Here is a 25,991-nt window from a genome sequence, read left to right on the forward strand (position 1 = left end):
ACAGGTGAGAAGCGATCATGACCACCAACGAAGAAAAGCTTCGTGACTACCTCAAGCGGGCCACCACCGATCTGCGCCAGGCCCGGCGTCGTATCACCGAGCTGGAGGAGCGCGACCACGAGCCCATAGCCATCATCGGCATGGCCTGCCGCTACCCCGGGGACGTGACGTCCCCCGAGGACCTGTGGCGACTGGTCGCCGACGGCCGCGACGCCGTGTCCGGCTTCCCCACCGACCGCGGCTGGGACCTCGATGCGCTCTACGACCCCGAGCTGCGCAACCCCGGGACCAGTTACGTCCGGGAAGGCGGATTCCTCCACGACGCCGCCGCGTTCGACGGCGAACTGTTCGGCATCTCCCCGCGCGAGGCCCTCGCGATGGACCCCCAGCAGCGCATCCTGCTGGAGACCACCTGGGAGGCCGTCGAGCGCGCGGCGATCGACCCGGCCCACCTCAAGGGCTCCGACACCGGCGTGTTCATCGGCGCCGGGCACCCCGGATACGGCGTCACCTTCGGCCAGAGCGACCTTCCCGACGGCGTCGAGGGCTACTCGATGACCGGCAAGGCCGCCAGCGTCGTCACCGGCCGGATCAGCTACACCTTCGGCCTCGAAGGCCCGGCCGTCACCGTCGACACCGCGTGCTCCTCGTCGCTCGTCGCCCTGCACCTGGCGGTCACCGCTCTGCGCAAGGGCGAGTGCTCCCTCGCCGTGGCGGGCGGCGTCACCGTCATGCCCACCCCGGAACTCTTCGCCGAGTTCAGCCGCCAGCGCGGCCTCGCCACCGACGGCCGCTGCAAGGCGTTCGCCGCCTCCGCCGACGGCACCGGCTGGGCGGAAGGCGTCGGCGTCCTCCTGGTGGAGCGCCTGTCGGACGCCCGCGGCAACGGGCACCACGTACTGGCGGTGGTGCGGGGCACCGCCGTCAACCAGGACGGCGCGTCCAACGGTCTCACCGCCCCCAACGGGCCCTCGCAGCAGCGCGTCATCCGCCAGGCCCTCGCCAACGCCGGCCTGGCCTCCCACCAGGTCGACGCCGTCGAGGCGCACGGCACCGGTACCACCCTCGGTGACCCGATCGAGGCGCAGGCCCTCCTCGCCACCTACGGCCAGGGCCGCGACCCCGAAAACCCGCTGTGGCTTGGCTCGTTGAAGTCCAACATCGGCCACTCACAGGCCGCCGCAGGCGTCGGCGGTGTGATCAAGATGGTCATGGCGCTGCGCAACGGCACCCTGCCGAGGACCCTGCACATCGCCGAACCGACCCCCCGCGTCGACTGGGACGCGGGAGCCGTCGCCCTGCTCACCGACCCCCGCCCCTGGCCGGCCGGCGACGAGCCCCGCCGCGCGGGCATCTCCTCCTTCGGCGTGAGCGGCACCAACGCCCACGTCGTCATCGAGGCCGCCCCCGCCGAGGCGCCGGACGACGCTCCCGCCGCACCTGACGCGGACCGGGACCACCGGGCGACGGACACCCTCCCCTGGGCGATCTCCGCCGCCGGCCCCAAGGCCCTGCGCGCCCAGGCCGCCCGCCTGCTCGACCACCTCACCGACCACGAACGTCCCTCCACCGAGGTCGCCCGCGCCCTGCTCACCACGCGCGCCTCGCTCGGCCACCGCGCCGTGATCGTCGGCACCCGGCCGGACGACCTGCTCGGCGGTCTGCGGTCCCTCGCCGACGGCACGCCCGATACCCGAGTCACCCAGGGCACGGCAGCCGACGGGACGCACAACCCCGTGTTCGTGTTCCCGGGGCAGGGGGCGCAGTGGTCGCGGATGGGGTTGGAACTGGCGGATGCCTTCCCGGTGTTCGATAAGTCGCTGCGTGAGTGTGCGGACGCGCTTGCCCCGTTCGTGGGGTGGGATCTGCGGGTGGAGTTGGCGGGTGATCTGGCCCGGGTTGATGTGGTGCAGCCTGCTTCGTGGGCGGTGATGGTTTCTCTGGCTCGGTTGTGGGAGTCGTTCGGTGTGGTGCCGGCTGCGGTGGTGGGTCACTCGCAGGGGGAGATCGCTGCGGCTGTGGTGGCGGGTGCGTTGTCGTTGGAGGACGGTGCCCGGATCGTTGCTGAGCGCAGCCGGGTGATCGGTGAGCGTCTCGCCGGCCGGGGCGGTATGGCGTCGATCGCGCTGCCCGCCGAGACGGTACGGGAGCGGGTCGAGGGGTTCGGTGACCGTCTGGCGGTCGCCGCGGTCAACGGGCCTTCCTCCACGGTGGTTTCGGGTGAGCCGTCCGCGTTGGACGAGCTGCTGATGGTCCTTCAGGGTGAGGAGGTCCGGGTCCGGCGTATCGCGGTGGACTACGCCTCGCACTCCTCGCACGTGGAGTCGATCCGAGACGTACTCCTCGACGTCCTGGCCCCGATTACGCCGCGTTCGGCGACGGTCCCGTTCTACTCCACGGTCACCGGCAGCCTGCTCGACACCGAGGTTCTGGACGCCGCTTACTGGGTGCGCAACTTGCGGCAGACGGTCGAGTTCGAGGCGACGACGAAAGCACTGATAGCCGACGGGCTGTCGGCCTTCGTGGAGTGCAGCGCGCATCCCGTCCTCGCTGTGGGGGTGGAGGAGTCCGGCGCGTCCATCGTGGTCGGGTCCCTGCGCCGTGATGACGGAGGCGCTCAGCGATTCGTGACGTCACTGGCGCAGGCATTCACCCACGGCCTGCCCGCCGACTGGTCCACGCTGATCGGCCAGGGGCCCGTCGCGGAGCTGCCGACGTACGCCTTCCAGCGGCGGCCCTACTGGCTGGCCCACCGCCCGCCCACCGCCACCACTCCACGCGACGCGGCCGAGGACGACTTCTGGGATGCCGTCGAGCGCGAGGATCTGCCCGCGCTCGCCACCGCGCTCGACCTCGACGGAAACGACCTGCGCGATCTGCTGCCCGCCCTGGCCGGCTGGCGGCACCGCAGCCGCGAGCAGTCCGAGACCGACTCCTGGCGTTACAGGATCGCCTGGCACTCGCTGGCCGACCCGGGCACGGCACGGCTGGAGGGGCACTGGATCGTCGTCTCGCCCGACGCCGCCGGACCGCAGGTGTGGCACGAGGCCGCCCAGCGCGCGCTGCGCGACGCGGGCGCCCGGGTCACCCTCCTCACCCCCGACGCCGCGACGGCCGACCGGCACATGCTCGCCGCCGCCCTGCGCACCGCAGCGGGCGACGACCATGTCAGCGGCGTACTCTCGCTGCTGGCGCTCGACGGGCGGACGCACCCCGGGCAGACCACCCTCACCACCGGCTACGCCGCTTCCCTCGCCCTGATCCAGGCCGTCGCCGACAGCGAGCTCGGCGCGCCGCTCTGGTGCGCCACCCGAGGCGCCGTCGGAACCCGTCCCGACGAGCCACCGCTCGATGCCGCCCAGGCCCAGCTGTGGGGCCTCGGCCGCGTCGTCGCCCTGGAGCAGCCGCGGCTCTGGGGCGGGCTCGTGGACCTGCCGGAGCAGGCCGACTCCACCGCGTTGCGCCTCCTCGCCACCGCACTGTCCGGCCGCGACGGGGAGGACCAGCTCGCGCTCCGGGCCACCGGGCTCCTCGCCCGCCGCATGCTGCGGGCACCGCTCGGGGGTGCCGTCCCGCCGCGTACCTGGCGGCCCGAGGGCACCGTCCTCGTCACGGGAGGCACCGGCGCCCTCGGCACGCACATCGCGCGGTGGCTCGCCCGCAACGGGGCCCCGCACCTCCTCCTGCTCAGCAGGCGCGGACCGGACGCGCCCGGCGCGGCCGAACTCATCGCCGAACTCGCCGAGTCGGGCACCCGGACCACGATCGCCGCCTGTGACATCGCCGACCGCGAGGCCCTCGAAGCCGAGCTCGCCCGCATTCCCCAGGAGCTGCCGCTCACCGCCGTGTTCCACACCGCCGCCGTCCTCGACGACGGCGTGGTGGACGCCCTCGACGCCGACCGGATCGAGCGGGTCCTGAGGGTCAAGACACGCGGCGCGGACAACCTCCACGAGCTGACCCGGGACCGCGACCTCACCGCCTTCGTCCTCTTCTCCTCCTTCGCGGCCACCTTCGGCACCCCCGGCCTCGGCAACTACGCTCCGGGCAACGTCCACCTCGAAGCCCTCGCCGAACAACGCCGTGCGGCCGGGCTCCCCGCCACCGCCGTCGCCTGGGGAACCTGGGCCGGCGCGGGCATGGCCGAGGGCGCGGTCGGCGACCGGGCGCGCCGGCACGGCGTGTTCGCGCTCGACGCGGAACCCGCCACCCGGGCGCTGCAGCAGATCCTCGACCACGACGAGACCTGCCCCGTCGTCATCGACATACGGTGGGACCGCTTCGCCGTGGTCTTCACCTCCGAGCGGCCCAGCCACCTGCTCGACGAGATCCCCGAGGCCCGTCAGGCGCTCTCCGAGGCCGCCCCGGCCGCCGTCGCGGAGGACGAGCAGGAGGCGTCCGAACTGGTCGGCCGGCTCGTCGCACTGCCCGAGGGCGACGGGCGCCGCGAACTCACCGACCTGGTACGCCGCAACGCCGCGCTCGTCCTCGGCCACGACGACCCCGCCTCCGTCGACGAGAGCCGCGCCTTCCGGCACCTCGGCTTCGACTCGCTCACCGCCGTCGAACTGCGCAACCGCCTCAACACCCTCACCGGTCTGCGCCTGCCCGCCTCTCTCGTCTTCGACTACCCCACTCCCGCCGGGCTCGCCGTCCATCTGTACGCGGAACTCCTCGGCGACGCCGCCGAGCCGGTAGCCGCCGTCCACCAGGGTGGTGCCGCGGACGACGAGCCGATCGTCGTCGTCGGCATGGCCTGCCGGTTCCCCGGTGGCGTGGGCTCCCCGGAGGAGCTGTGGCAGCTCGTCGCCGGTGAGGGCGACGCGATCTCCCCGCTGCCGTCCGGCCGTGGCTGGGACGCCGACGCGCTCTACGACCCCGACCCGGCGGCGACCGGCAAGAGTTACGTACGCGAAGGCGGGTTCCTGCACGACGCCGACCGGTTCGACCCCGAGTTCTTCGGGATCTCGCCGCGCGAGGCGTTGGCGATGGACCCGCAGCAGCGGCTGCTGCTGGAGACGTCCTGGGAGGTGCTGGAGCGGGCCGGGATCGACCCCACCTCGCTCAAGGGCACGCGCACGGGCGTCTTCGCCGGGATGACCCACCACAACTACGGTGCCACCCACCCCTCCCTGCCCGTCCCCGAGGGACTGGAGGGCTACCGGATGACCGGCAGCACCACGAGCGTCGCCTCGGGCCGGATCGCGTACACCTTCGGCCTCGAAGGCCCGGCCGTGACCGTCGACACCGCGTGCTCGTCGTCGCTGGTCGCCCTGCACCTCGCCGTGCAGGCGCTCCGCCAGGGCGAGTGCACCATGGCCCTCGCCGGCGGGGTGACCGTCATGTCGTCGCCCGCCGCCTTCACGGAGTTCAGCCGCCAGCGCGGTCTGGCCCCCGACGGCCGCTGCAAGGCGTTCGCCGACGCCGCCGACGGCTTCGGACTCGCTGAGGGCGTCGGCATGCTCCTCGTGGAACGCCTCTCCGACGCCCGCCGCAACGGGCACCGGGTGCTGGCGGTGGTGCGGGGTTCGGCCGTGAACCAGGACGGTGCGTCCAACGGTCTCACCGCCCCCAACGGGCCCTCGCAGCAGCGCGTCATCCGCCAGGCCCTCGCCAACGCCCGCCTGGCGGCCGACGATGTGGACGCCGTCGAGACCCACGGCACCGGCACGAAGCTCGGCGACCCGATCGAGGCGCAGGCCCTCATGGCCACCTACGGCCGTGACCGCAACCCCGCGCAGCCGCTCCTGATCGGCTCGGTCAAGTCGAACATCGGGCACACACAGGCGGCGGCAGGCGTCGCCGGCGTCATCAAGATGGTCATGGCGATGCGGCACGGGGTACTTCCCCGCACTCTGCACGTGGACGAGCCCTCCTCCCACATCGACTGGTCGCAGGGCGCGGTCTCGCTGCTGACAGCGGCGGAGCCCTGGCCCGAGACCGGACGCCCGCGCCGCGCCGGTGTCTCCTCTTTCGGCATCAGCGGCACCAACGTGCACGTTCTGGTCGAACAGCCCGCACCGGCCGACGAGGTCTCCGCCGTGCCGGCCACCGACCCGGCCGGCACGCCGCACGGAGCCGTCCCCCTGACGCTCACCGCCGGCTCCGAGCACTCCCTGCGCCGACTGGCGCACCGCCTCCACGCACACATCGAGAACCACCTCGACGACGCCCCCCTCGCCGTCGCCGGCGCACTGCTGCGCTCCCGGGCACGGCTGGAGCGCCGCGCGGTGGTGGTGGGGGCCGATCGTTCGGCTCTGCTGTCCGGTCTGGCTTCGGTCGCGGCGGGTGAGCCGCACGCGGCGGTGGTCATGGGCACGCCGAGCGGTCCGGGGAAGGCGGTGTTCGTGTTCCCGGGGCAGGGTGCGCAGTGGTCGCGGATGGGGCTGGAACTCTCCGATGCCTTCCCGGTGTTCGACAAGTCGCTGCGCGAGTGTGCGGACGCGCTTGCCCCGTTCGTGGGGTGGGATCTGCGGTCGGAGCTGGCGGGTGATCTGGCCCGGGTTGATGTGGTGCAGCCTGCTTCGTGGGCGGTGATGGTGTCGCTGGCCCGGTTGTGGGAGTCGTTCGGTGTGGTGCCGGCCGCGGTGGTGGGTCACTCGCAGGGGGAGATCGCTGCCGCTGTGGTGGCGGGTGCGTTGTCGTTGGAGGACGGTGCCCGGATCGTTGCTGAGCGCAGCCGTGTGATCGGTGAGCGTCTCGCCGGTCGGGGCGGTATGGCGTCGATCGCGCTGCCCGCCGAGACCGTACGAGAACGGCTTAAGCGGTTCGGTGACCGTCTGGCGGTCGCCGCCGTCAACGGGCCTTCCTCCACGGTGGTTTCGGGTGAGCCGTCCGCGCTCGATGAACTGCTGACGGTCCTGGAGGGCGAGGAGGTACGTGTTCGCCGTATCGCGGTGGACTACGCCTCGCACTCCTCCCACGTCGAGTCGATCCGAGACGTACTCCTTGACGTCCTGGCCCCGATTACGCCGCGTTCGGCGACAGTCCCGTTCTACTCCACGGTCACCGGCAGCCTGCTCGACACCCAGCAGCTGGACGCCGCTTACTGGGTGCGCAACCTGCGGCAGACGGTCGAGTTCGAGGCAACGACCAAGACACTGATAGCCGACGGGTTCACCGCCTTCGTCGAGTGCAGTGCGCATCCCGTCCTCGCCGTGGGGGTGGAGGAGTCCGGTGCGTCCATCGTGGTCGGGTCCCTGCGCCGTGATGACGGAGGCGCTCAGCGGTTCGTGACGTCGCTGGCGCAGGCCTTCGTCGAAGGACTGCCCGTCGACCTCGGCTCCCTGGTGGCCGCTCCCGGTGACACCGTCGACCTGCCGACGTATCCGTTCCAGCGCAGTCGCTTCTGGCTGGAGTCGGGTGAGCTGCCGGCGTCGGTGGGTGTGTCGCGGGACGAGGTGGAGGACCGGTTCTGGGAGGCCGTCGAGCGCGAGGACCTGGAGTCGCTGGCGGTTTCGCTGGATCTTGATGGTGAGGATCTGCGGCCTCTGCTTCCGGCCCTGGCGTCCTGGCGGCGGGCCGGCCGTCAGGAGTCCGTGATCGACTCCTGGCGCTACAAGACCGCCTGGCGGCCCCTCACCGATCTCGGTGACGGATCGAGCCTCTCCGGAACCTGGCTCGTCGTCTCACCGGTGGCCGAGCGGGAGGGGACGACACCCGCTCTCGTCCGGGCCCTGGAGGACAGGGGAGCGGACGTCCGTCTGCTGGAGGTGTCCGCCGGGGACACCGACCGCGCCGGACTGGCCACCCGGATCTCCGAAGTGGCCGACGAGGACTTGCCGTTCTCCGGCGTGGTCGCCCTGTGGGGCCTGGACGACGCCCCGCACCCCCACTTCCCCGCCCTGACGGGCGGTTCGCTCGGGAGCCTCGCTCTTCTGCAGGCGCTCCACGACCTCGGCGCCGAGGCCCCGCTGTGGCTCTTCACCCGTGACGCCGTGGCTGTGTCGGACACGGACGGGCTCTCCGGCGCCGCGCAGGCCCAGCTCTGGGGCTGGGGCCGCGTGGCGGCTCTGGAGCACCCCAAGCTGTGGGGCGGGCTGATGGACCTGCCGACCGTGGTGGACGAGCGGGCACTGCGGCTCGCCGTGGGTGCGCTGGCCGCGCCCCCGGGCGAGGACCAGCTCGCCGTCCGGGCCGCCGGAGTGTTCGGACGCCGTCTCGTGCGCTCCACGCTCGGCGGCCGGACGCCGGGCCGCACGTGGACGCCGCGCGGCACCGTACTCGTGACCGGTGGCAGCGGTGGCATCGGCGGGCACCTCGCGCGCTGGCTGGCGCGGGGTGGTGCCGAACACCTGGTGCTGGTCAGCCGGCGCGGCAAGGACGCGATCGGTGCGCCCCAACTGGCCGCCGCCATCGAGGAGCTGGGCGCCCGGGTGACGTTCGCCGCGTGCGACATCGCCGACCGTGACGCCCTCGCCGCCCTGGTGCGGGAGGTGGAGGCGGACGGGCCACCCGTCACCGCCGTCGTGCACGCGGCGGCCCACATCGAACTGGGCATGCTCGCGGACACCACCCCCGGCACGCTCTCGGAGATCTGCCGCGCCAAGGTGCTCGGCGCCGAGAACCTGGACGCGCTCTTCGCCGACCGCGACCTCGACGCCTTCGTGCTCTTCTCGTCGATCGCCGGCTTCTGGGGGAGTGGTGACCACGGCGCCTACGCCGCGGCCAACGCCCACCTGGACACGCTCGCGGAGCGCCGCCGGACGCGGGGGCTGCGTGCCACGTCCGTCGCCTGGGGCATCTGGGACGCGGCGAACGACTGGGACGAGCGCAACACCGAGATGCGCGCGCTGAAGAACGAGAAGTCCAGCCGGCACGGACTGCCGCTGCTCGACGCGGATGCGGCGTTCACCGCACTGCGACGGATCATCGACCACGACGAGACGGTGGTGGCCGTCGCGGACGTGGACTGGGAACGCTTCGTCGCGCTGTTCACCATGGCCCGGGAGTCCGCACTGCTCGCGGAGGTGCCCGAGGCCGCGCGTGCGCTGGCGGCCCCGGAGGAGGCCGCGCCCGCCGGGGGCGGCGACCTCGCCCGGCGGCTCGAAGGCCTCTCCCGTCCCGAACAGGACCACCTCCTCCTGGAGTTGGTCCGTGCGCAGGCGGCCGCCGTGCTCGGGCACGGTCCGCAGGCGGAGTCCGTCGACGCCGGCCGGGCGTTCCGGGAGATGGGCTTCGACTCGCTGACGGCGGTCGAGCTGCGCAACCGGCTCGCCGCCACGACCGGTCAGAAACTGCCCGCCACGCTGGTGTTCGACCACCCGTCGCCCGTGGCGCTCGCCGAACGGCTGCGTGTCCTGCTGCTGCCGGACGACGCCTCGGCCCAACCGCTCGCCCTGGTGCGGTTCGGCGACTTCGAGACCGCCCTGGCGGCTGCCCCGCCCGACTCCGCCACCAGGCAGCAGCTCGCACGGAGGCTCCAGGGCCTGCTGTGGAGCTGGTCCGAGGGCGACGGGCCCGCGGCCGGTGACCCCGCTGCCGCGCAGGAGGACGACACGGCCCCGGTGGACGTCGCCTCGGCATCCGCCGACGAACTGTTCGACCTGATCGACAGGGGATTGGGCGCCTCATGACCGAGACGCACCCCGCCCCCCAACGACCCGAACGCCTGACTGGAGAGCCCACCATGTCGAACACGTCCACGCCGGCCGACGAGCGGAAACTCCTCGACTATCTGCGGAAGGTCACCACCGACCTCCAGCAGACCCAGCAGCGGCTGCGCGAAGCCGAGTCCCGTGACCACGAGCCGATCGCCGTCGTCGCCATGGCGTGCCGCTTCCCCGGCGGCGTACGCGACCCGGAGGACCTGTGGCGGCTGGTCAGCGGGGGCGGCGACGCGATCAGCGCCTTCCCCGCCGACCGTGGCTGGGACCTCGCCGCGCTGCACGACCAGGACGCCGACCGGGAGGGCACCACCTACGTCACCCAGGGCGGATTCCTCGACGGCGCCGACCGGTTCGACCCGGGGCTGTTCGGCATATCGCCGCGTGAGGCGCTCGCCATGGACCCGCAGCAGCGGCTCGTCCTCGAAACGGCCTGGGAGGTGTTCGAGCGCGGCGGCATCGATCCGCTGTCGCTGCGCGGCCAGAACGTCGGCACGTTCGTCGGCGCGAACCCGCTGGACTACCGCTCCGGACTGACCACCGTGCCCGTGGGATTCGAGGGGCACCTGCTGACCGGCGGCGCGGCGAGCGTGGTCTCCGGCCGCATCGCCTACGCCTTCGGCCTGGAAGGGCCCGCCGTCACCCTCGACACCGCCTGCTCGTCCTCGCTGGTCGCCCTGCACCTGGCCGTGCAGGCACTGCGCCGGGGCGAGTGCGAACTCGCCGTGGCCGGTGGCGTCGCGGTGATGTCGACGCCCGCCGAGTTCGTGGGCTTCAGCCGGCAGCGCGGGCTGTCCGCCGACGGCCGCTGCCGGGCGTTCTCCGAGGACGCCGACGGCATGGGCCTCGGCGAGGGCGTCGGGCTCCTGCTGGTGGAGCGGCTGGCCGACGCCCGGCGCAACGGCCACGAGGTGCTGGCCGTCGTGCGCGGCTCCGCCATCAACCAGGACGGCGCCTCCAACGGGCTCACCGCACCCAGCAGCCCCGCCCAGGCACGCGTCATCGAGGCGGCGCTGGAGGACGCCCGGCTGGCCCCCGACCAGATCGACGCCGTCGAGGCACACGGCACCGGCACGAAGCTCGGCGACCCGATCGAGGCACAGGCGCTGCTCGCCACCTACGGCCGGAACCGCCCCCGGGAACGGCCCCTGTGGATCGGCTCGCTCAAGTCGAACGTCGGCCACGCCCAGGCCGCCGCGGGTGTCGGCGGCGTCATCAAGACCATCCAGGGGATACGGCACGGTGTGCTGCCGCGCACCCTCCACACCGCGCAGCTCACCTCCGAGGTCGACTGGTCCGACGGTTCGGTCGCCCCGCTGACCGAGAACCTGCCCTGGCCCGACCGGGACCGCCCGCGCCGCGCCGGTGTCTCCGCGTTCGGCATGAGCGGCACCAACGCCCATGTGATCCTCGAACAGCCGGACCCGGCGGACCGCCCCGCGCCCGCTGCCGTCCGCGGGACGACCGAGGAGCCGGCCGCCGTCAGCGAGAAGACGGCGTTCACCAACGGCAGGGCCCTCGCCTGGGTGGTCTCCGGTGCCACCGAGGCGGCCCTGCGCGACCAGGCCGCCCGGCTGCATACGTTCCTCGGCGACCGCCCCACCACCGACCCCGCCGCCGTGGCCCGGTCCCTCGCCACCGGCCGGGCCGCCCTGGACCACCGGGCCGTCGTCGTCGCCGCCGACCCGGACGCCCTCCTCGACGGGCTCGCCGGCCTCGCCACAGCGGGCGGCAGCGCGGGCACCACTGCGGGCGCCTCCTCCTCCTCCGTCGCCGCCGGGTCCGTACGCGAGGGCGCCGCACGCCCCGTCTTCGTCTTCCCCGGGCAGGGCGCCCAATGGTCCGGCATGGCGCTGGCCCTCGCCGACGCCGAACCCGCCTTCGCCGCCTCCCTGCGCGCCTGCGCGACGGCGCTGGAACCCCACGTCGACTGGGACCTGTTCACCGAACTGGGCGGCCCCCTCGACCGGGTGGACATCGTGCAGCCCGCCTCCTGGGCCGTCATGGTCTCGCTCGCCGAGCTGTGGCGCGCGCACGGGGTGGAGCCCGCCGCCGTCGTCGGCCACTCGCAGGGCGAGATAGCCGCCGCCGTCGTCGCCGGCGCGCTGTCCCTGGAGGACGGCGCCCTCGTCGTCGCCCGGCGCAGCCGCGTCATCGGCCGCAGCCTGGCCGGCCTCGGCGGCATGGCCTCCCTGGCGCTCGGACGCGAGGACACCGAAGAACGCCTCCGGCCCTGGGCCGACCGGCTGGGGGTCGCGGCCGTCAACGGCAGCCGCGCCACCGTTGTCTCCGGCGACCCCGACGCGATCGCCGAACTCGTCGCCGGCTGCGAGGCCGACGGGGTGCGCGCCCGCGTCGTCCCCGTCGACTACGCCTCCCACTCCCCGCAGGTCGAGGCCGTCCGGGACGAACTCCTCGACGAACTGGCCGGGATCACGCCCCGCGCCTCGCGGGTGCCGTTCCACTCCACCGTCGACGCCCGCGCCCTCGACACCACGGTCCTCGACGCCGCCTACTGGGTCCGCAACCTGCGCAGGACCGTGGAGTTCGCCCAGGTCACCCGGCAGCTCGTGGACGCCGGCCACACCCTCTTCGTGGAGGCCGCCGCCCATCCGGTGCTCTCCCTCGCCATCGAGGAGACCGCGGGCCCCGACATCGTCACCGTCTCCTCCCTGCGCCGCGACGACGGCGGTCACGACCGCTTCCTGGCCTCCCTCGCCGAGGCGTTCACGTACGGCGCCACCGTCGACTGGACCCCCGCACTCCCCGGCACCGGCACCACGCCCCTGCCCACCTACGCCTTCCAGCACAAGCGTTACTGGCTGGAGCCGGAGCCCGTCGCGCACATCGCGGCACCGCCCGCGGACCGAGCGGAGGCCCACTTCTGGGAGGCCGTCGAACGGGGCGACCTGTCCGCCGTCACCGAGACCCTGCGCCTCACCGACGGAGCCGGACTGCCCGAGCTGCTGCCCGCCCTGGGAGCCTGGCGGCGCACCCGCCACGAGCAGGCCACCGTCGACGCCTGGCGCTACAAGACCGCCTGGCGCCCCCTCACCCCCGCCTCCGCCGCCCCGGCGCTCACCGGGACCTGGCTCCTCGTCGTCCCCGAGGAACACGTGGCCGTACCGTTCGTCGCCGCGACGCTGCGGGGGCTGGAAGCCTCCGGCGCCGACGCGCACCTCCTGCCGGTCGCCGCCGCCGACGCCGACCGGGGCAAACTCGCCGCCCGCCTGCACGAAGCCGTCGGTGACGGCCGGGACCTCACCGGCGTGCTCAGCCTCTGGTCCCTCGACGGCTCCCCGCTTCCCGGCAGCCCGACGCTCAGCACGGCCACCCTCGGCACCCTCGCCGTGCTCCAGGCCCTCGCCGACACCGGCGTCACCGCACCCCTGTGGTGCGTCACCCGCGGCGGCGTCGCCACCGACGACCACACCCCCGCCGACCCCGTACAGGCCGAACTGTGGGGCATGGGCCGCGTCGCCGCACTGGAGAACGCCCGCCTGTGGGGCGGCCTCGTCGACCTCGCCCCCGACACCGACGACGCCACCGCCGTCACCGAGATCACCGCCGCGCTGCGCCGCACCGACGCCGAGGATCAGATCGCCGTCCGCGGCGGGCGCCCCCTCGGCCGGCGGATGGTCCGCGACCTCGCCGCCGACCGCACCCCCGTCCGCGACTACCGGCCGCGCGGCACCGTCCTCATCACCGGCGGCACCGGCGCCCTCGGTAAGCTCCTCGCCCGCTGGCTCGCCCGCAACGGCGCCGAACACCTCGTCCTCACCAGCCGCCGAGGCCCCGACGCACCCGGCGCCGACACCCTCGAAACAGAACTCACCGGCCTCGGCGTCCGTGTCACCATCGCCGGCTGCGACATCGCCGACCACGACGAACTGGCCGCGCTCGTCGCCCGGGTCGAGGCCGACGGCCCGCCCGTCACCGCGGTCGTCCACACCGCCGCCCACATCGACCTCGGCCCGCTCCTGGAGACCACCGTCGAGGAGTTCGAGAGCGCCTACCACGCGAAGATCCGCGGCGCCCGGAACCTCGACCGCGTCTTCGAAGGCCACGACCTCGACGCCTTCGTGCTCTACTCCTCCATCGCCGCCTTCTGGGGCAGCGGCCTGCACGGCTCCTACGCCGCGGCCAACGCCCACCTGGACGCCCTGGCACAGCAGCGGCGCGCACGCGGGCAGACCGCGGCCTCACTCGCCTGGGGCGTGTGGCGGCCCGTGGACATCCAGGAGAGTTACGCCGCCGAACGCATGGCCATCAGCGAACGCGCCCAGGCGCAGGGGCTCCCGTTCCTGGAACCCGACCTCGGCATCGAGGCGTTCCGCCAGGCGGTCGACCACGACGACGTCAACGTCGCCCTCGCCAACATCGAATGGGACCGCTTCGTCTCCCTCTTCACCATGGCGCGCCCCACCCGCCTCCTCGACGACCTGCCCGAGGCCCGCGCGGCCCTGGAGCGGATCGCCGAGAGCGAGAAGCGCACCACGGACGACGCCGAGGAGTCCCACACCCTGCGGGAGAAGCTCTCCGCGCTCACCGGGGAGGAGGCCGACCGCCACCTGCTCGACCTGGTGCGCGAGCACGCCGCGGCCGCGCTGGGCCACGACGGCCCCGGCGAGGTGCTGCCCGCCCGCGCCTTCCGGGACCTCGGCTTCGAGTCGCTCACCGCCGTCGAACTGCGCAACCGCCTCAGCCGCGCGACCGGCCTGCGGCTCCCCGCCGGGCTCGTCTTCGACCACCCCACCCCGGCCGCGGTCGCCGTGCTGCTGCGCGCCGAACTCCTCGACGACGCCCCCGCCACCACCGAAGCGCTGCACGCCCAGCTCGACCGCCTGGAAACCGTCCTGGCCCGACTCGACACCGACACGACCGAACGCGCGCCCGTCACCGCACGCCTGCGCGCCCTCCTCGACCGCTGGACCGCCGACGAGGGAGCACAGGACGAGGGGCCAGCCTCCGTCGCCGAGCACCTCGAATCCGCCAGTGACGAGGAGATGTTCGAGTTCATCCGCCGGGAGTTCGGCCGCTCCTGAGCGGCCCCCGACCCGCCGGGCGGCAGCTTCCCCCGCTCCCGCCCGGCGCCCAGACCTGCCGACCGCTACACCGTGAACGACTCGTGGGAGACACCAGTGGCCAACAGCGAGAAGACGCTCCGTGACTACCTCAAGTGGGTGACCGCGGACCTGCACGAGACGCGTCAGCGCCTGCGGGACGCCGAGGACGCCGCCCACGAGCCGATCGCGATCGTGGGCATGGCCTGCCGCTTCCCCGGCGGCGTCAGCTCCCCCGAGGACCTGTGGCGGATGGTCGAGGACGGCGTCGACGCCGTCTCCCACCTCCCCACCGACCGCGGCTGGGACGTCGAGGGCCTCTACGACCCCGACGCCGACGCCCCCGGCAAGACGTACGTCCGCGACGGCGGCTTCCTCTACGACGCCTCCCGGTTCGACGCGGGCCTCTTCGGGATCTCACCGCGCGAGGCACTGGCGATGGACCCGCAGCAGCGGCTGCTCCTGGAGACCTCCTGGGAGGTCTTCGAACGGGCCGGACTCGACCCCACCGGCGTACGGGGCCGCCGCATCGGCACCTTCATCGGCGGCAACCGCCCCGACTACGCGGCGCACCTCGGCACCGTCCCCGACGGCGTCGAGGGACACCTGCTGACCGGCAGCAACTCCAGCGTCACCTCGGGCCGCATCGCCTACACCTTCGGCCTCGAGGGCCCCGCCGTCACCCTCGACACCGCGTGCTCCTCCTCGCTCGTCGCCCTCCACCTCGCCTGCCTCGCCCTGCGGCACGGCGACTGCGGCATGGCCCTCGCCGGCGGCTCCGCGGTGCTGTCCACGCCCGAGGGATTTGTCGCCTTCAGCCGCCAGCGCGGCCTGTCGAAGGACGGCCGCTGCAAGGCGTTCGGCGCCGGGGCGGACGGACTCGGGCTCGCCGAGGGCATCGGCGTGCTGCTGCTGGAGCGCCTCTCCGAAGCCCGCCGCAACGGGCACCGGGTCCTCGCGGTGATCCGTGGCTCCGCCGTCAACCAGGACGGTGCGTCCAACGGCCTGAGCGCCCCCAACGGCCCCGCGCAGCAGCGCGTCATCCGCGCGGCGCTCGGCGACGCCCGGCTCACCACGGCGGACGTCGACATGGTCGAGGCCCACGGCACGGGCACCCCGCTGGGCGACCCGATCGAGGCGCACGCCCTCATGGCCACCTACGGCCAGGGCCGCCCCGCCGGCCGGCCGCTGCACCTGACCTCCTACAAGTCCAACATCGGCCACGCGCAGGCCGCCGCCGGCGTCGCCGGGGTGATCAAGACGGTCATGGCGCTCCGCCACGGCGTGCTGCCCCGGACCCTGCACGCCGAGGAGCCGTCACCGCACATCGACTGGACCGCGGGCGACGTCTCGCTGCTCACCGAGTCCCGCCCCTGGCCGGAGACCGGCGAGCCGCGCCGCGCCGGCGTCTCCTCGTTCGGCATTAGCGGCACCAATGCCCACATCATCCTGGAGGAAGCCGGGACGGAAGAAGCCGAGGCGGGGAAAGCCGCGAGCCCCGACGCCGGGCCCGAGCGGGACGCGACGGCCACGACGACCACGACGACCACGACGGCCACGACGGCCACCACGGCCACGACGGCCACGACGGCCACGACGACGCCCGAGGAGTCCGCGACCGGGCACACCGCGCCGGAGCAGACCCGGGCCGCAGGGGAGGAGACCGCCGGGCAGCAGCCGCCCGTCACCCCCGCCGTGGTGCCCTGGACCGTCTCAGCGAAGAGCGCGGACGGACTGCGCGCCCAGGCCGGCCGCCTGCTGGCCCACCTGCGCGAGCACCCCGCGCTCGCCCCCGCCGACGTGGCCGCCGCCCTGGCCACCACCCGCGCCGCCCTCGAACACCGCGCCGTCGTGGTCGCCGGCGACCGTACCGAACTGCTCGCCGGCCTGGAGGCCGTCGCGTCCGGCACCGCGGCCGCCGGAACCGTCGTCGGCACCGGCGCCGTCGCCGACAAGGCGGTCTTCGTCTTCCCCGGACAGGGCGCCCAGTGGTCCCGCATGGGACTGGAACTGGCCGCCGCGTTCCCGGAGTTCGACCAGGCGCTGGGCGACTGCGCGGAGGCGCTCGCCCCGTTCGTGGACTGGGACCTGCGCACCGAACTCGCGGGCGACCTCGCCCGGGTCGACGTCGTCCAGCCCGCCTCCTGGGCGGTGATGGTCTCCCTCGCCCGCCTGTGGCGGTCCTTCGGCGTCACCCCGGCCGCGGTGGTCGGCCACTCGCAGGGCGAGATAGCCGCCGCCGTCGTCGCCGGTGCGCTCTCCCTGGAGGACGGCGCCCGCGTCGTCGCCGAACGCAGCCGCGTCATCGGGCAGCGGCTCGCCGGGCGCGGCGGCATGGCCTCCGTCGCCCTCCCCGCCACGACCGTCCGCGAGCAGATCGACGGTTACGGCACCCAGCTGGCCGTCGCCGCGGTCAACGGCCCCTCCTCGACCGTCGTCTCCGGCGAGCCCGAGGCACTCGACGCGTACCTCGCCGCCCTCTCCGCACAGGACGTCCGGGTCCGCCGCGTCGCCGTCGACTACGCCTCGCACTCCTCCCACGTCGAGTCGATCCGCGACGAACTCCTCGACGTGCTCGCCCCCGTGGCCCCCCGCGCCGCCGAGGTGCCCTTCTACTCCACCGTCACCGGCACCGTCATCGACACGAGCGGGCTCGACGCCGCCTACTGGGTACGCAATCTCCGGCAGACCGTCGAGTTCGAGACCGCGACCCGCGCTCTCGTCACCGACGGCTACACCGGCTTCATCGAGTGCAGCGCCCACCCCGTCCTCACCCTCGGCCTGTCCCAGACCGCCGACGCGACCGCCGCCGACATCGCGGCCGTCGGCTCGCTCCGGCGCGGCGAGGGCGACGCCGAGCGGTTCGTCACCTCCCTCGCCGAGGCGTCCGTCCACGGCCTGCGCGTCGACTGGACCCCGCTCCTCGCCGGGGCCGCCCCCGTCGCCGACCTGCCCACCTACGCCTTCCAGCGCACCCGCTACTGGCTGGAGAACGTCGACCCCGAGACCGCCGAGGCGGTCGGCGCCGCCGACGTCGTCGAGGCCGGATTCTGGGACGCCGTCGAACGCGAGGACCTCGAAGGGCTCGCCCACACCCTCGAACTCGACGCCGACCGGCTGAGCGACCTGCTCCCCGCCCTGTCGGCGTGGCGCACCCGCAGCCGCGAGCAGTCCGCCGTGGACGCCTGGCGCTACCACCTCACCTGGCAGAACCTCCCCGACCACGGCGACGCCCCCCGCCTCGACGGCACCTGGCTCCTCGTCGTACCGCAACTCCCGGACGGTCCGGACACCGGCGACGAGGCACCGGGCAACGACGCACCGGACCTCGACGCCCCGCACACGGCCGCGCACGCCGTCGCCCACTGGGCGGACGCCTGCACCCGCGCCCTGGCCGAGGCCGGTGCCGAGGTCGTCCGCCTCGACGTCGACTGCTCCTCCGCCCACCACGGCCTCACCGGCCCCCTCGGCACCGCACTCACCGACGCGCCCCCGATCGCCGGCGCCCTCTCGCTCCTCCCGCTCGACCAGCGGCCCCACCCCGACCACCCGGCCCTCGGCCGCGGCACCCTCGCGACCCTGGCCCTCCTCCGCGACCTGGGCCGTCACTCCCACGACGCACCGCTGTGGAGCGTCACCCGCGGAGCCGTCTCCACCGGCGCCGACGACCCGCTGCCCCACCCCGAACAGGCCCCCGCCTGGGGTGTCGGACGCGTCGCCGCACTCGAATACCCGGAGCGTTGGGGCGGCACCGTTGACCTCCCGGAGAGCGCCGACACCCTCGCCCTGCGCCGTCTCACCGCCACCCTCGCCCGTACCGACGGCGAGGACCAACTGGCCGTCCGGCCGTCCGGGCTGCTGGCCGCCCGGCTCGTCCGCGCCCCGCGCCCCGACCGCCCGGCACCGGCCTGGCGGCCCGAGGGCACCACCCTCGTCACCGGCGGGACCGGCGCGCTCGGCGCCCACCTGGCCCGCCTGCTGGCCCGCGAGGGGGCAGAACACCTCGTCCTCACCAGCCGCCGCGGCGCGGACGCCCCGGGCGCCGCCGACCTGGCACGCGAACTCGCCGAGTCGGGCGCCCGCGTCACCCTCGCCGCCTGTGACGTGGCGGACCGCGACGCCCTCGCCGGCCTGCTGGACGGCCTCGCCACCGACGGCGAACGGCTCACCGCCGTCTTCCACACGGCCGGCGTCGTCGACGACACCATCATCGACACCCTCACCCCCGAGCGTGCCGAAGGCGTCGCGCGGGCCAAGGCCCTCGCCGCCCGCCATCTGCACGAACTGACCCGCGGATCCGAGCTGTCGGCGTTCGTCCTCTACTCCTCCTTCGCCAGCGTCTTCCCGAGCACCGGCCAGGCCAACTACGCGGCGGCCAACGCCTACCTGGACGCTCTCGCCACCCATCGACGCGGCCTCGGCCTGCCCGCGACCTCCGTCATGTGGGGCTCGTGGGGCGGTGGCGGACTCGCCGACGGAGAGATCGGCGAACGCCTCCGCGCACAGGGCGTGCCCCCCATGGACCCCGGCACGGCCGTCGCCGCGCTCGTCCGCGCCCTCGCGGAGGGAGACACCGTCGTCGGAGTCGTCGACATCGACTGGGCGCGCGTCGCCCCCACCGCCGTCTCCGTGCGCCCGTACCCGCTGATCACCGGCGTCCCCGAGGCCCGCAGGGCCATCGCCCCCACCAGCGGCGCCGACACCGCCGACAGCGGCGGCAACGCCCTCGCCGGGCGGCTCGCCGGACTCGACCGGCCCGCCCGCGCCCGCGAACTGCTGCGCCTCGTCCGCGAACAGTCCGCCGCGGCCCTCGGCCACTCCGACCCCGACGCCGTTCCCGCGGGCAGCCCGTTCCGCGACCTCGGCGCGGACTCCCTCATCGCCGTCAACCTGCGCAACGGCATCGCCCAGGCCACCGGCCTGCGCCTGCCCGCCACCCTCGTCTTCGACCACCCCACACCGGCGGCGCTGGCCCGCCACATCGAGGAGCAGCTCTTCGCCGACGACGCCCCGAACAGTGCCGGCCCGGCACCCGAGGCCCTCGTCGCCGCCGACGAACCGGTCGCGATCGTCGGCATGGCGTGCAGGCTGCCCGGCGGCGTCACCACCCCGGAGGAGCTGTGGCAGCTTCTCGCGGACGGCACCGACGCCATCGCTCCCTTCCCCGACAACCGTGGCTGGGACGTGGACACGCTCTACGACCCGGACCCGGACGCCCCGGGGAAGTCGTACGTGCGTGAGGGCGGGTTCCTGTACGACGCGGCGGAGTTCGACGCGGGGTTCTTCGGGATCTCGCCGCGTGAGGCGTTGGCGATGGACCCGCAGCAGCGGCTGCTGCTGGAGACGTCCTGGGAAGCGATGGAACGCGCGGGCATCGACCCCGCCGCCCTGCGCGGCAGCCTCACCGGCGTCTACGTCGGGGCAGGCCACCGCGGTTACGTCACCAGCCTCGGCCAGCTCCCCGAGGGCGCCGAGGGCTACACGATGACCGGCAACGCCTCCAGCGTCATGTCCGGCCGGATCGCCTACACCTTCGGCCTCGAAGGCCCGGCCGTCACCGTCGACACCGCGTGCTCGTCCTCACTGGTGGCGCTGCACCTCGCCGCGCAGGCCCTCCGGCGCGGCGAGTGCGGTATGGCCCTCGTCGGCGGTGTGGCCGTCATGCCCGACGCCGAGGTGTTCGTCGAGTTCAGCCGTCAGCGCGGCCTGTCGCCGGACGGGCGGTGCAAGGCGTTCGCGGCTTCCGCCGACGGCACCGGCTGGGCGGAGGGTGCGGGCGTCCTGCTCGTCGAGCGTCTCTCGGACGCCGTCCGCAACGGACACCGGGTGCTGGCGGTGGTGCGGGGTTCGGCAGTCAACCAGGACGGTGCATCCAACGGTCTCACCGCCCCCAACGGCCCCTCGCAGCAGCGGGTCATCCGCCAGGCCCTCGCCAATGCCGGCCTGACCACCGGTGACGTGGACGCCGTCGAGGCGCACGGCACCGGTACCACGCTGGGTGACCCGATCGAGGCGCAGGCGTTGCTGGCCACGTACGGCCAGGACCGTACGGGCGGGGACCCGCTGTACCTGGGTTCGCTGAAGTCCAACCTCGGCCACACCCAGGCCACCGCCGGTATCGCCTCCATCATGAAGATGGTCCTCGCGATGGACCATGGCCTGCTGCCGCGGACGTTGCATGTGGAGGAGCCGTCGCCGGAGGTGGATTGGGCGTCGGGTGCGGTGGAGTTGTTGGTGAGTGAGCGTGGGTGGCCGGAGACGGGCCGTCCGCGTCGGGCGGCGGTGTCCGGGTTCGGTATCAGTGGGACGAATGCGCATGTGGTGTTGGAGCAGGCGCCTGTGTCGTCGGATCTGTCGGAGCCCGTCTCCGAGGTGGGGCCGGCTGTGTCGGGTGGTGCTGTGGTGCCGTGGGTGGTGTCGGCGCGGTCCGAGACGGCGTTGGTGAGCCAACTGCGGCGCTTGGCGGATCACTTGGCTGACCGGCCTGGTGTGGGTGTGGTGGATGTGGGTGCGTCGTTGTTGGGGCGTGCGGATCTGGATCATCGGGTGGTGTTCGCGGGGCGTGATCGGGAGGCCTTGCTGTCCGCTGCGGTGGCAGGTCCGGGCACGGATGCCGGTGTGGCGGTGAAGGACGGCCGGGTGGGGTTCCTGTTCGCTGGTCAGGGGTCTCAGCGGGTTGGTATGGGGCGGGAGTTGGCTGCTGCTTTTCCGGTGTTCGACGGGGTGTGGCAGGAAGTGTGGTCGTTGTTGGGGTTGTCGCCGGATGAGGTGGTGGTGGAGCGGACGGGGTGGGCGCAGCCTGCGTTGTTTGCTTTTGAGGTGGCGTTGTTCCGGTTGGTGGAGTCGTGGGGTGTGCGGCCGGAGGTGGTGGCGGGTCATTCGGTGGGGGAGATCGCTGCGGCTCACGTGGCGGGGGTGTTGTCGCTGGGTGATGCGGTGCGGTTGGTGGAGGCGCGTGGCCGGTTGATGCAGGGGTTGCCGGAGGGCGGGGCGATGGTTGCCGTCGCAGCCCCGGAGGCCGAGGTCATGGAGGCGATCGCGGCTCATCCGTGTGGGGGTGTGGTGTCGGTGGCGGCGGTGAACGGTCCGTCGTCGGTGGTGGTGTCGGGTGCGCGGGATGTGGTGGAGGAGGTTGTTGCCGGGTTTGTCGGGCGGGGTGTTCGGGTGCGGCGGTTGGGGGTGTCGCATGCGTTTCATTCGCCGTTGATGGAGCCGATGCTGGGTGAGTTCCGGCAGGTGCTGGAGCAGTTGACGTTCCACGCTCCGTTGGTTGGTTTTGTGTCGACGGTTGGGGGTGGTGGTGATGTCGGGTCGGTGGAGTATTGGGTGCGGCATGCCCGTGCTGAGGTGCGGTTCGCTGATGCGGTGGGGGAGTTGGAGGGTCGTGGGCTGACGGCTCTGGTCGAGATCGGTCCGGACGCGACGCTGACGGGGATGGCGGGTCAGGCGCTCACCGATCCCGAGGCGTTGGTGTTGGTGGCGTTGTGCCGTAAGGATCGTGACGAGGCCGTGTCGGTGGTCGAGGGGATCGGCAGGGCGTGGGCGTGTGGGGTTCCGGTGGACTGGTCTCCGTTGTGTGTGGGTGGCCGGCGGGTTGATCTGCCGACGTATGCCTTCCAGCGCAGCCACTACTGGCTCCAGCGGAGCAACAGCGCCTCCGACCCCGCAGGCCTCGGCCTTTCCGGCACCGGACACCCCCTCCTCGGGGCGGCGGTGTCGCTGGCCGAGGGCGGGAGTGTGGTGCTGACCGGGCGGGTCGGGCGTGGTGCGCAGTCCTGGGTGGCCGATCACCAGGTCGGTGGTGTGGTTCTCCTGCCGGGCACCGCGTTCGTGGAGCTTGCGGTGCGTGCCGGGGACGAGGTCGGGTGCGGGCGTGTCGAGGAGCTGACGCTCCAGGCCCCGCTGATCCTTCCCGAGCGGGGCGGTGTCCGTCTCCAGGTCGTGGTCGAGGCCCCGGACGCCACGGGCGGCCGACCCGTCGCCGTGCACTCACGGCCTGACGACGGCGACACCTGGACCCTCCACGCCACCGGACTGCTGACCGAGCCCGCCGGCGCCGAGCCGGACGACCTGGCGGCCTGGCCGCCCGCCGACGCGGAGCCGGTCGATCTCGCGTCCTTCTACGACGAGTTGGCCGATGCCGGTTCGGCGTACGGGCCGGTCTTCCGGGGTCTGCGGGCCGCCTGGCGGAGCGCCGGTGAGGTCTTCGCGGAGGTGGCCCTGCCCGACGGGGTGGAGGCCGCCGGATTTGGTGTGCACCCGGCACTGCTGGACGCCGCCCTGCACCCCATCGGCCTCGGCGGACTCGTCGACGCCCACAAGGGCGCCACGCTGCTGCCCTTCTCCTTCGGCGGGGTCGAACTGCACGCCTCCGGCGCGTCCGTCGTCCGGGTACGCCTCACCCCGGTCGGGGGTGACTCCGTGTCGCTGTTCGTGGCGGACGCGGCGGGGGAGCCGGTGGTGTCCGTGACGGCGCTGACACTGCGCCCCGTCTCCGCGGAGGCCCTGCGCGCGTCGTCCGCCGGCCATGACTCGCTCTACCGCATCGACTGGGTGCCGCTCGCCGCCGCGGAGGGCCCCGCGCCGGTCGCCGTCGTCCTCGGCGCGGCGTCCGAACTCGACGACGTCGCCGCCCGCGGAATCCCCGACCTCCTCGTTACGTACGTGGATCCCGCCGCCGACGTGCGGCAAGCGGTCGGGGACACCCTGGCCCTGCTGCAACGACTCCTCGGAGACACCCGGTACGACACAACCCGTCTCGCAGTCGTCACCCGTGCCGGCGCCCTCGCCCACGCGGCGGTGTGGGGTCTGCTCAGGACCGCGCAGACCGAGAATCCGGGGCGGTTCTTCCTGCTCGAAACCGACCAGGACCTGCACGACGCGGCCGAGGTGGCGAGCGCCGTGGCAACCGGCGAGAACCAACTCCGCGTAACAGAAGGGCAGTTGTTCGGGCCCCGACTTGCCCGCGCTGCCTCCGCCGACACGCTGCCCGTGCCCTCCGGCGCCCCCAACTGGCGGCTCGCGGTGCGCGGCGGCACGGGCACCCTGGAGGACCTGGTGCTGGCGCCGCTGCCCGACCCCACCGACGAGCCCCTGCGCCCCGGCGAGGTGCGGGTCGCCATCCGCGCCGCGGGCCTGAACTTCCGCGACATCCTCATCGCCCTCGGCATGTACCCCGGCGGTGGGGCCGCGCCCGCGATCGGCAACGAGGCCGCCGGAGTCGTCGTCGAGACCGGGCCCGGCGTGCCGGACCTGCTTCCCGGAGACCGTGTGTTCGGGCTTCTGCCCGACTCCATCGGACCCGTGGCCCGTACCGACCACCGGTTCCTCGCCCGGCTGCCCGAGGGCTGGTCGTACGAGACCGCCGCAGCCACCCCGGTCGCCTTCCTGACGGCGTGGATGGGGTTGGTGGATCTTGCGGGTGTGCGGGCGGGTGACGCGGTGCTGGTGCACGCGGGTGCTGGTGGTGTGGGGATGGCGGCGGTGCAGGTGGCGCGTCATCTGGGTGCGGAGGTGTTCGCGACGGCGAGTCCGGGGAAGTGGGGTGCGCTGCGGGGGCTGGGTCTGGACGAGGCGCACATCGCGTCGTCCAGGTCGCTGGAGTTCCGCGAGCGGTTCCTCACCGCGACCGGCGGCCGGGGCATGGACGTCATCCTCAACGCCCTGTCGGGTGAGTTCGTTGACGCCTCGCTCGATCTGCTGCCCCGGGGCGGCAGGTTCATCGAGATGGGCAAGACGGACCTCCGCGACGCCGACGCCGTGCGCTCCGACCACGAGGGCGTTGTCTACCGGGCGTTCGATCTGATCGAGGCGGGTGCGGAGCGGATCGGTGGGTGGCTGGCCGAGGTGGTGGGTCTGCTTGAGGGTGGTGTGCTGGAGCCGTTGCCGGTGGCGTCGTGGGATGTGCGTCGTGCGCGGGAGGCGTTCCGTCATGTGAGTCAGGCTCGGCATGTGGGCAAGGTGGTGCTGACGGTGCCCCGGGTGCTGGATGTCGGGGGCACGGTGCTGGTGACCGGTGGTACGGGCACGCTGGGCGGTTTGGTGGCCCGGCATTTGGTGTCCGTGCATGGTGTGCGTCATCTGGTGCTTGCTTCGCGTCGGGGTGGTGCGGCCGAGGGTGTGGCCGAGCTGGTCGTGGAGCTGGAGAAGAGTGGTGCGGTGGTCACGGTGGCGGCGTGCGATGCCGCTGACCGGGACCAGCTCGCGGCGACCCTCGCAGCGATCCCCGCCGAGCACCCCCTCACCGCCGTGATCCACACGGCGGGCGTCGTCGACGACGCGGTGCTGACATCGCTCACTCCCGAGCAGGTCGAGCGGGTGCTGCGGCCCAAGGTCGACGCCGCCGTCAACCTCGACGAGCTCACCGCCGGAGCAGACCTGGCCGCCTTCGTCCTCTACTCCTCCGTCGGCGGCATCCTCGGCGGCGCCGGCCAGGGCAACTACGCGGCCGCCAACGCCTTCCTCGACGGGCTCGCCGAACGCCGGCACGCACGCGGTCTGCCGGGGCAGTCCCTGGCCTGGGGACTCTGGGAAGAGGCCAGCGGTATGACCGGCCACCTCGGCAGCGGCGACCGCGCCCGCACCGACCGGTCCGGCGTCCGCGCGCTCACCTCGGAGGAAGGCCTCGCCCTCTTCGACGCGGCGCTCGCCACCGACGAGGCCCTCCTCGTACCGGTGGGCCTGGACCTCGCCACCCTGCGGGCGCGCGCCACGGCCGAGGAGGTGCCCGGCCTGTTCCGCGGGCTCGTCCGGACGTCGGGCCGCCGCACCGCCGGCGTCGTGAACGCCTCGGGCGCGGAAGCGCTGCGCCGCCGGATCGACGCCGCCTCCGGGGCCGAACAGCACCGGATCGTCCTCGACCTGGTGCGGCAGCAGGCGGCCGCGGTCCTCGGGCTCGGCGAGACCGGCCGTGTCGAGTCCGAACGTCCCTTCCGGGAGGCGGGCTTCGACTCGCTGACCGGCGTCGAACTGCGCAACCGGCTGGGCGCGGCCACGGGAGTGCGCCTCTCCCCGACCTCCGTGTTCGACCACCCCACCCCGGCGGCGCTCACCGAGCACCTGCTGGAACAGCTCGCCCCCGGCACCGGGGACGCGTCCCCGGGCGGCGACAGGGCGGAGGCCGAGTTCCGCCGCGCGCTGGCGGACGTACCGCTCTCCGCGCTGCGCGACGCCGGCGTCCTGAGCCTCCTGCGCCGCCTGACCGGGTTCGAGGACGAGACGGAAGGACCGGAGACGGCAGAACACGATGCCGCCTCCATCGCGGACATGGACGTCGACGCGCTCGTCGACATGGCGCTGCACAAGAACGAAGCATGACGCGACA

General features: G+C 73.6%; 3 protein-coding genes. All 3 read left to right on the forward strand.

Annotation, left to right across the window (positions count from 1 at the left end; genetic code table 11):
• Positions 1 to 14: 14 nt before the first annotated feature.
• The 3 genes from ACIQRW_RS32535 to ACIQRW_RS32545 all read left to right on the forward strand — a co-directional run bounded on the left by ACIQRW_RS32535 (position 15) and on the right by ACIQRW_RS32545 (position 25,984).
• Entirely contained in the window at positions 15 to 9,575 is a 9,561-nt protein-coding gene (locus ACIQRW_RS32535) for a type I polyketide synthase (protein WP_403767422.1), read from the forward strand.
• Positions 9,576 to 9,628: 53 nt separating this feature from the next.
• Positions 9,629 to 14,650 carry a type I polyketide synthase gene (locus ACIQRW_RS32540; protein WP_403767263.1) on the forward strand — a complete coding sequence of 1,674 codons (5,022 nt, stop codon included), beginning with the start codon at positions 9,629 to 9,631 and terminating at the stop codon, positions 14,648 to 14,650.
• 96 nt (positions 14,651 to 14,746) lie between these two features.
• Complete coding sequence (locus ACIQRW_RS32545; protein ID WP_403767266.1) at positions 14,747 to 25,984, forward strand: SDR family NAD(P)-dependent oxidoreductase; 11,238 nt, start codon at positions 14,747 to 14,749, stop codon at positions 25,982 to 25,984.
• Positions 25,985 to 25,991: the final 7 nt, after the last annotated feature.

It is taken from the genome of Streptomyces sp. NPDC091287 (assembly GCF_044768525.1).
Lineage (GTDB): Bacteria > Actinomycetota > Actinomycetes > Streptomycetales > Streptomycetaceae > Streptomyces.

Excerpts from the sequence above, each read along its gene's own strand:
- ACIQRW_RS32540 (WP_403767263.1), top strand. The coding sequence starts at position 9,629 with ATGTCGAACACGTCCACGCCGGCCGACGAGCGGAAACTCCTCGACTAT.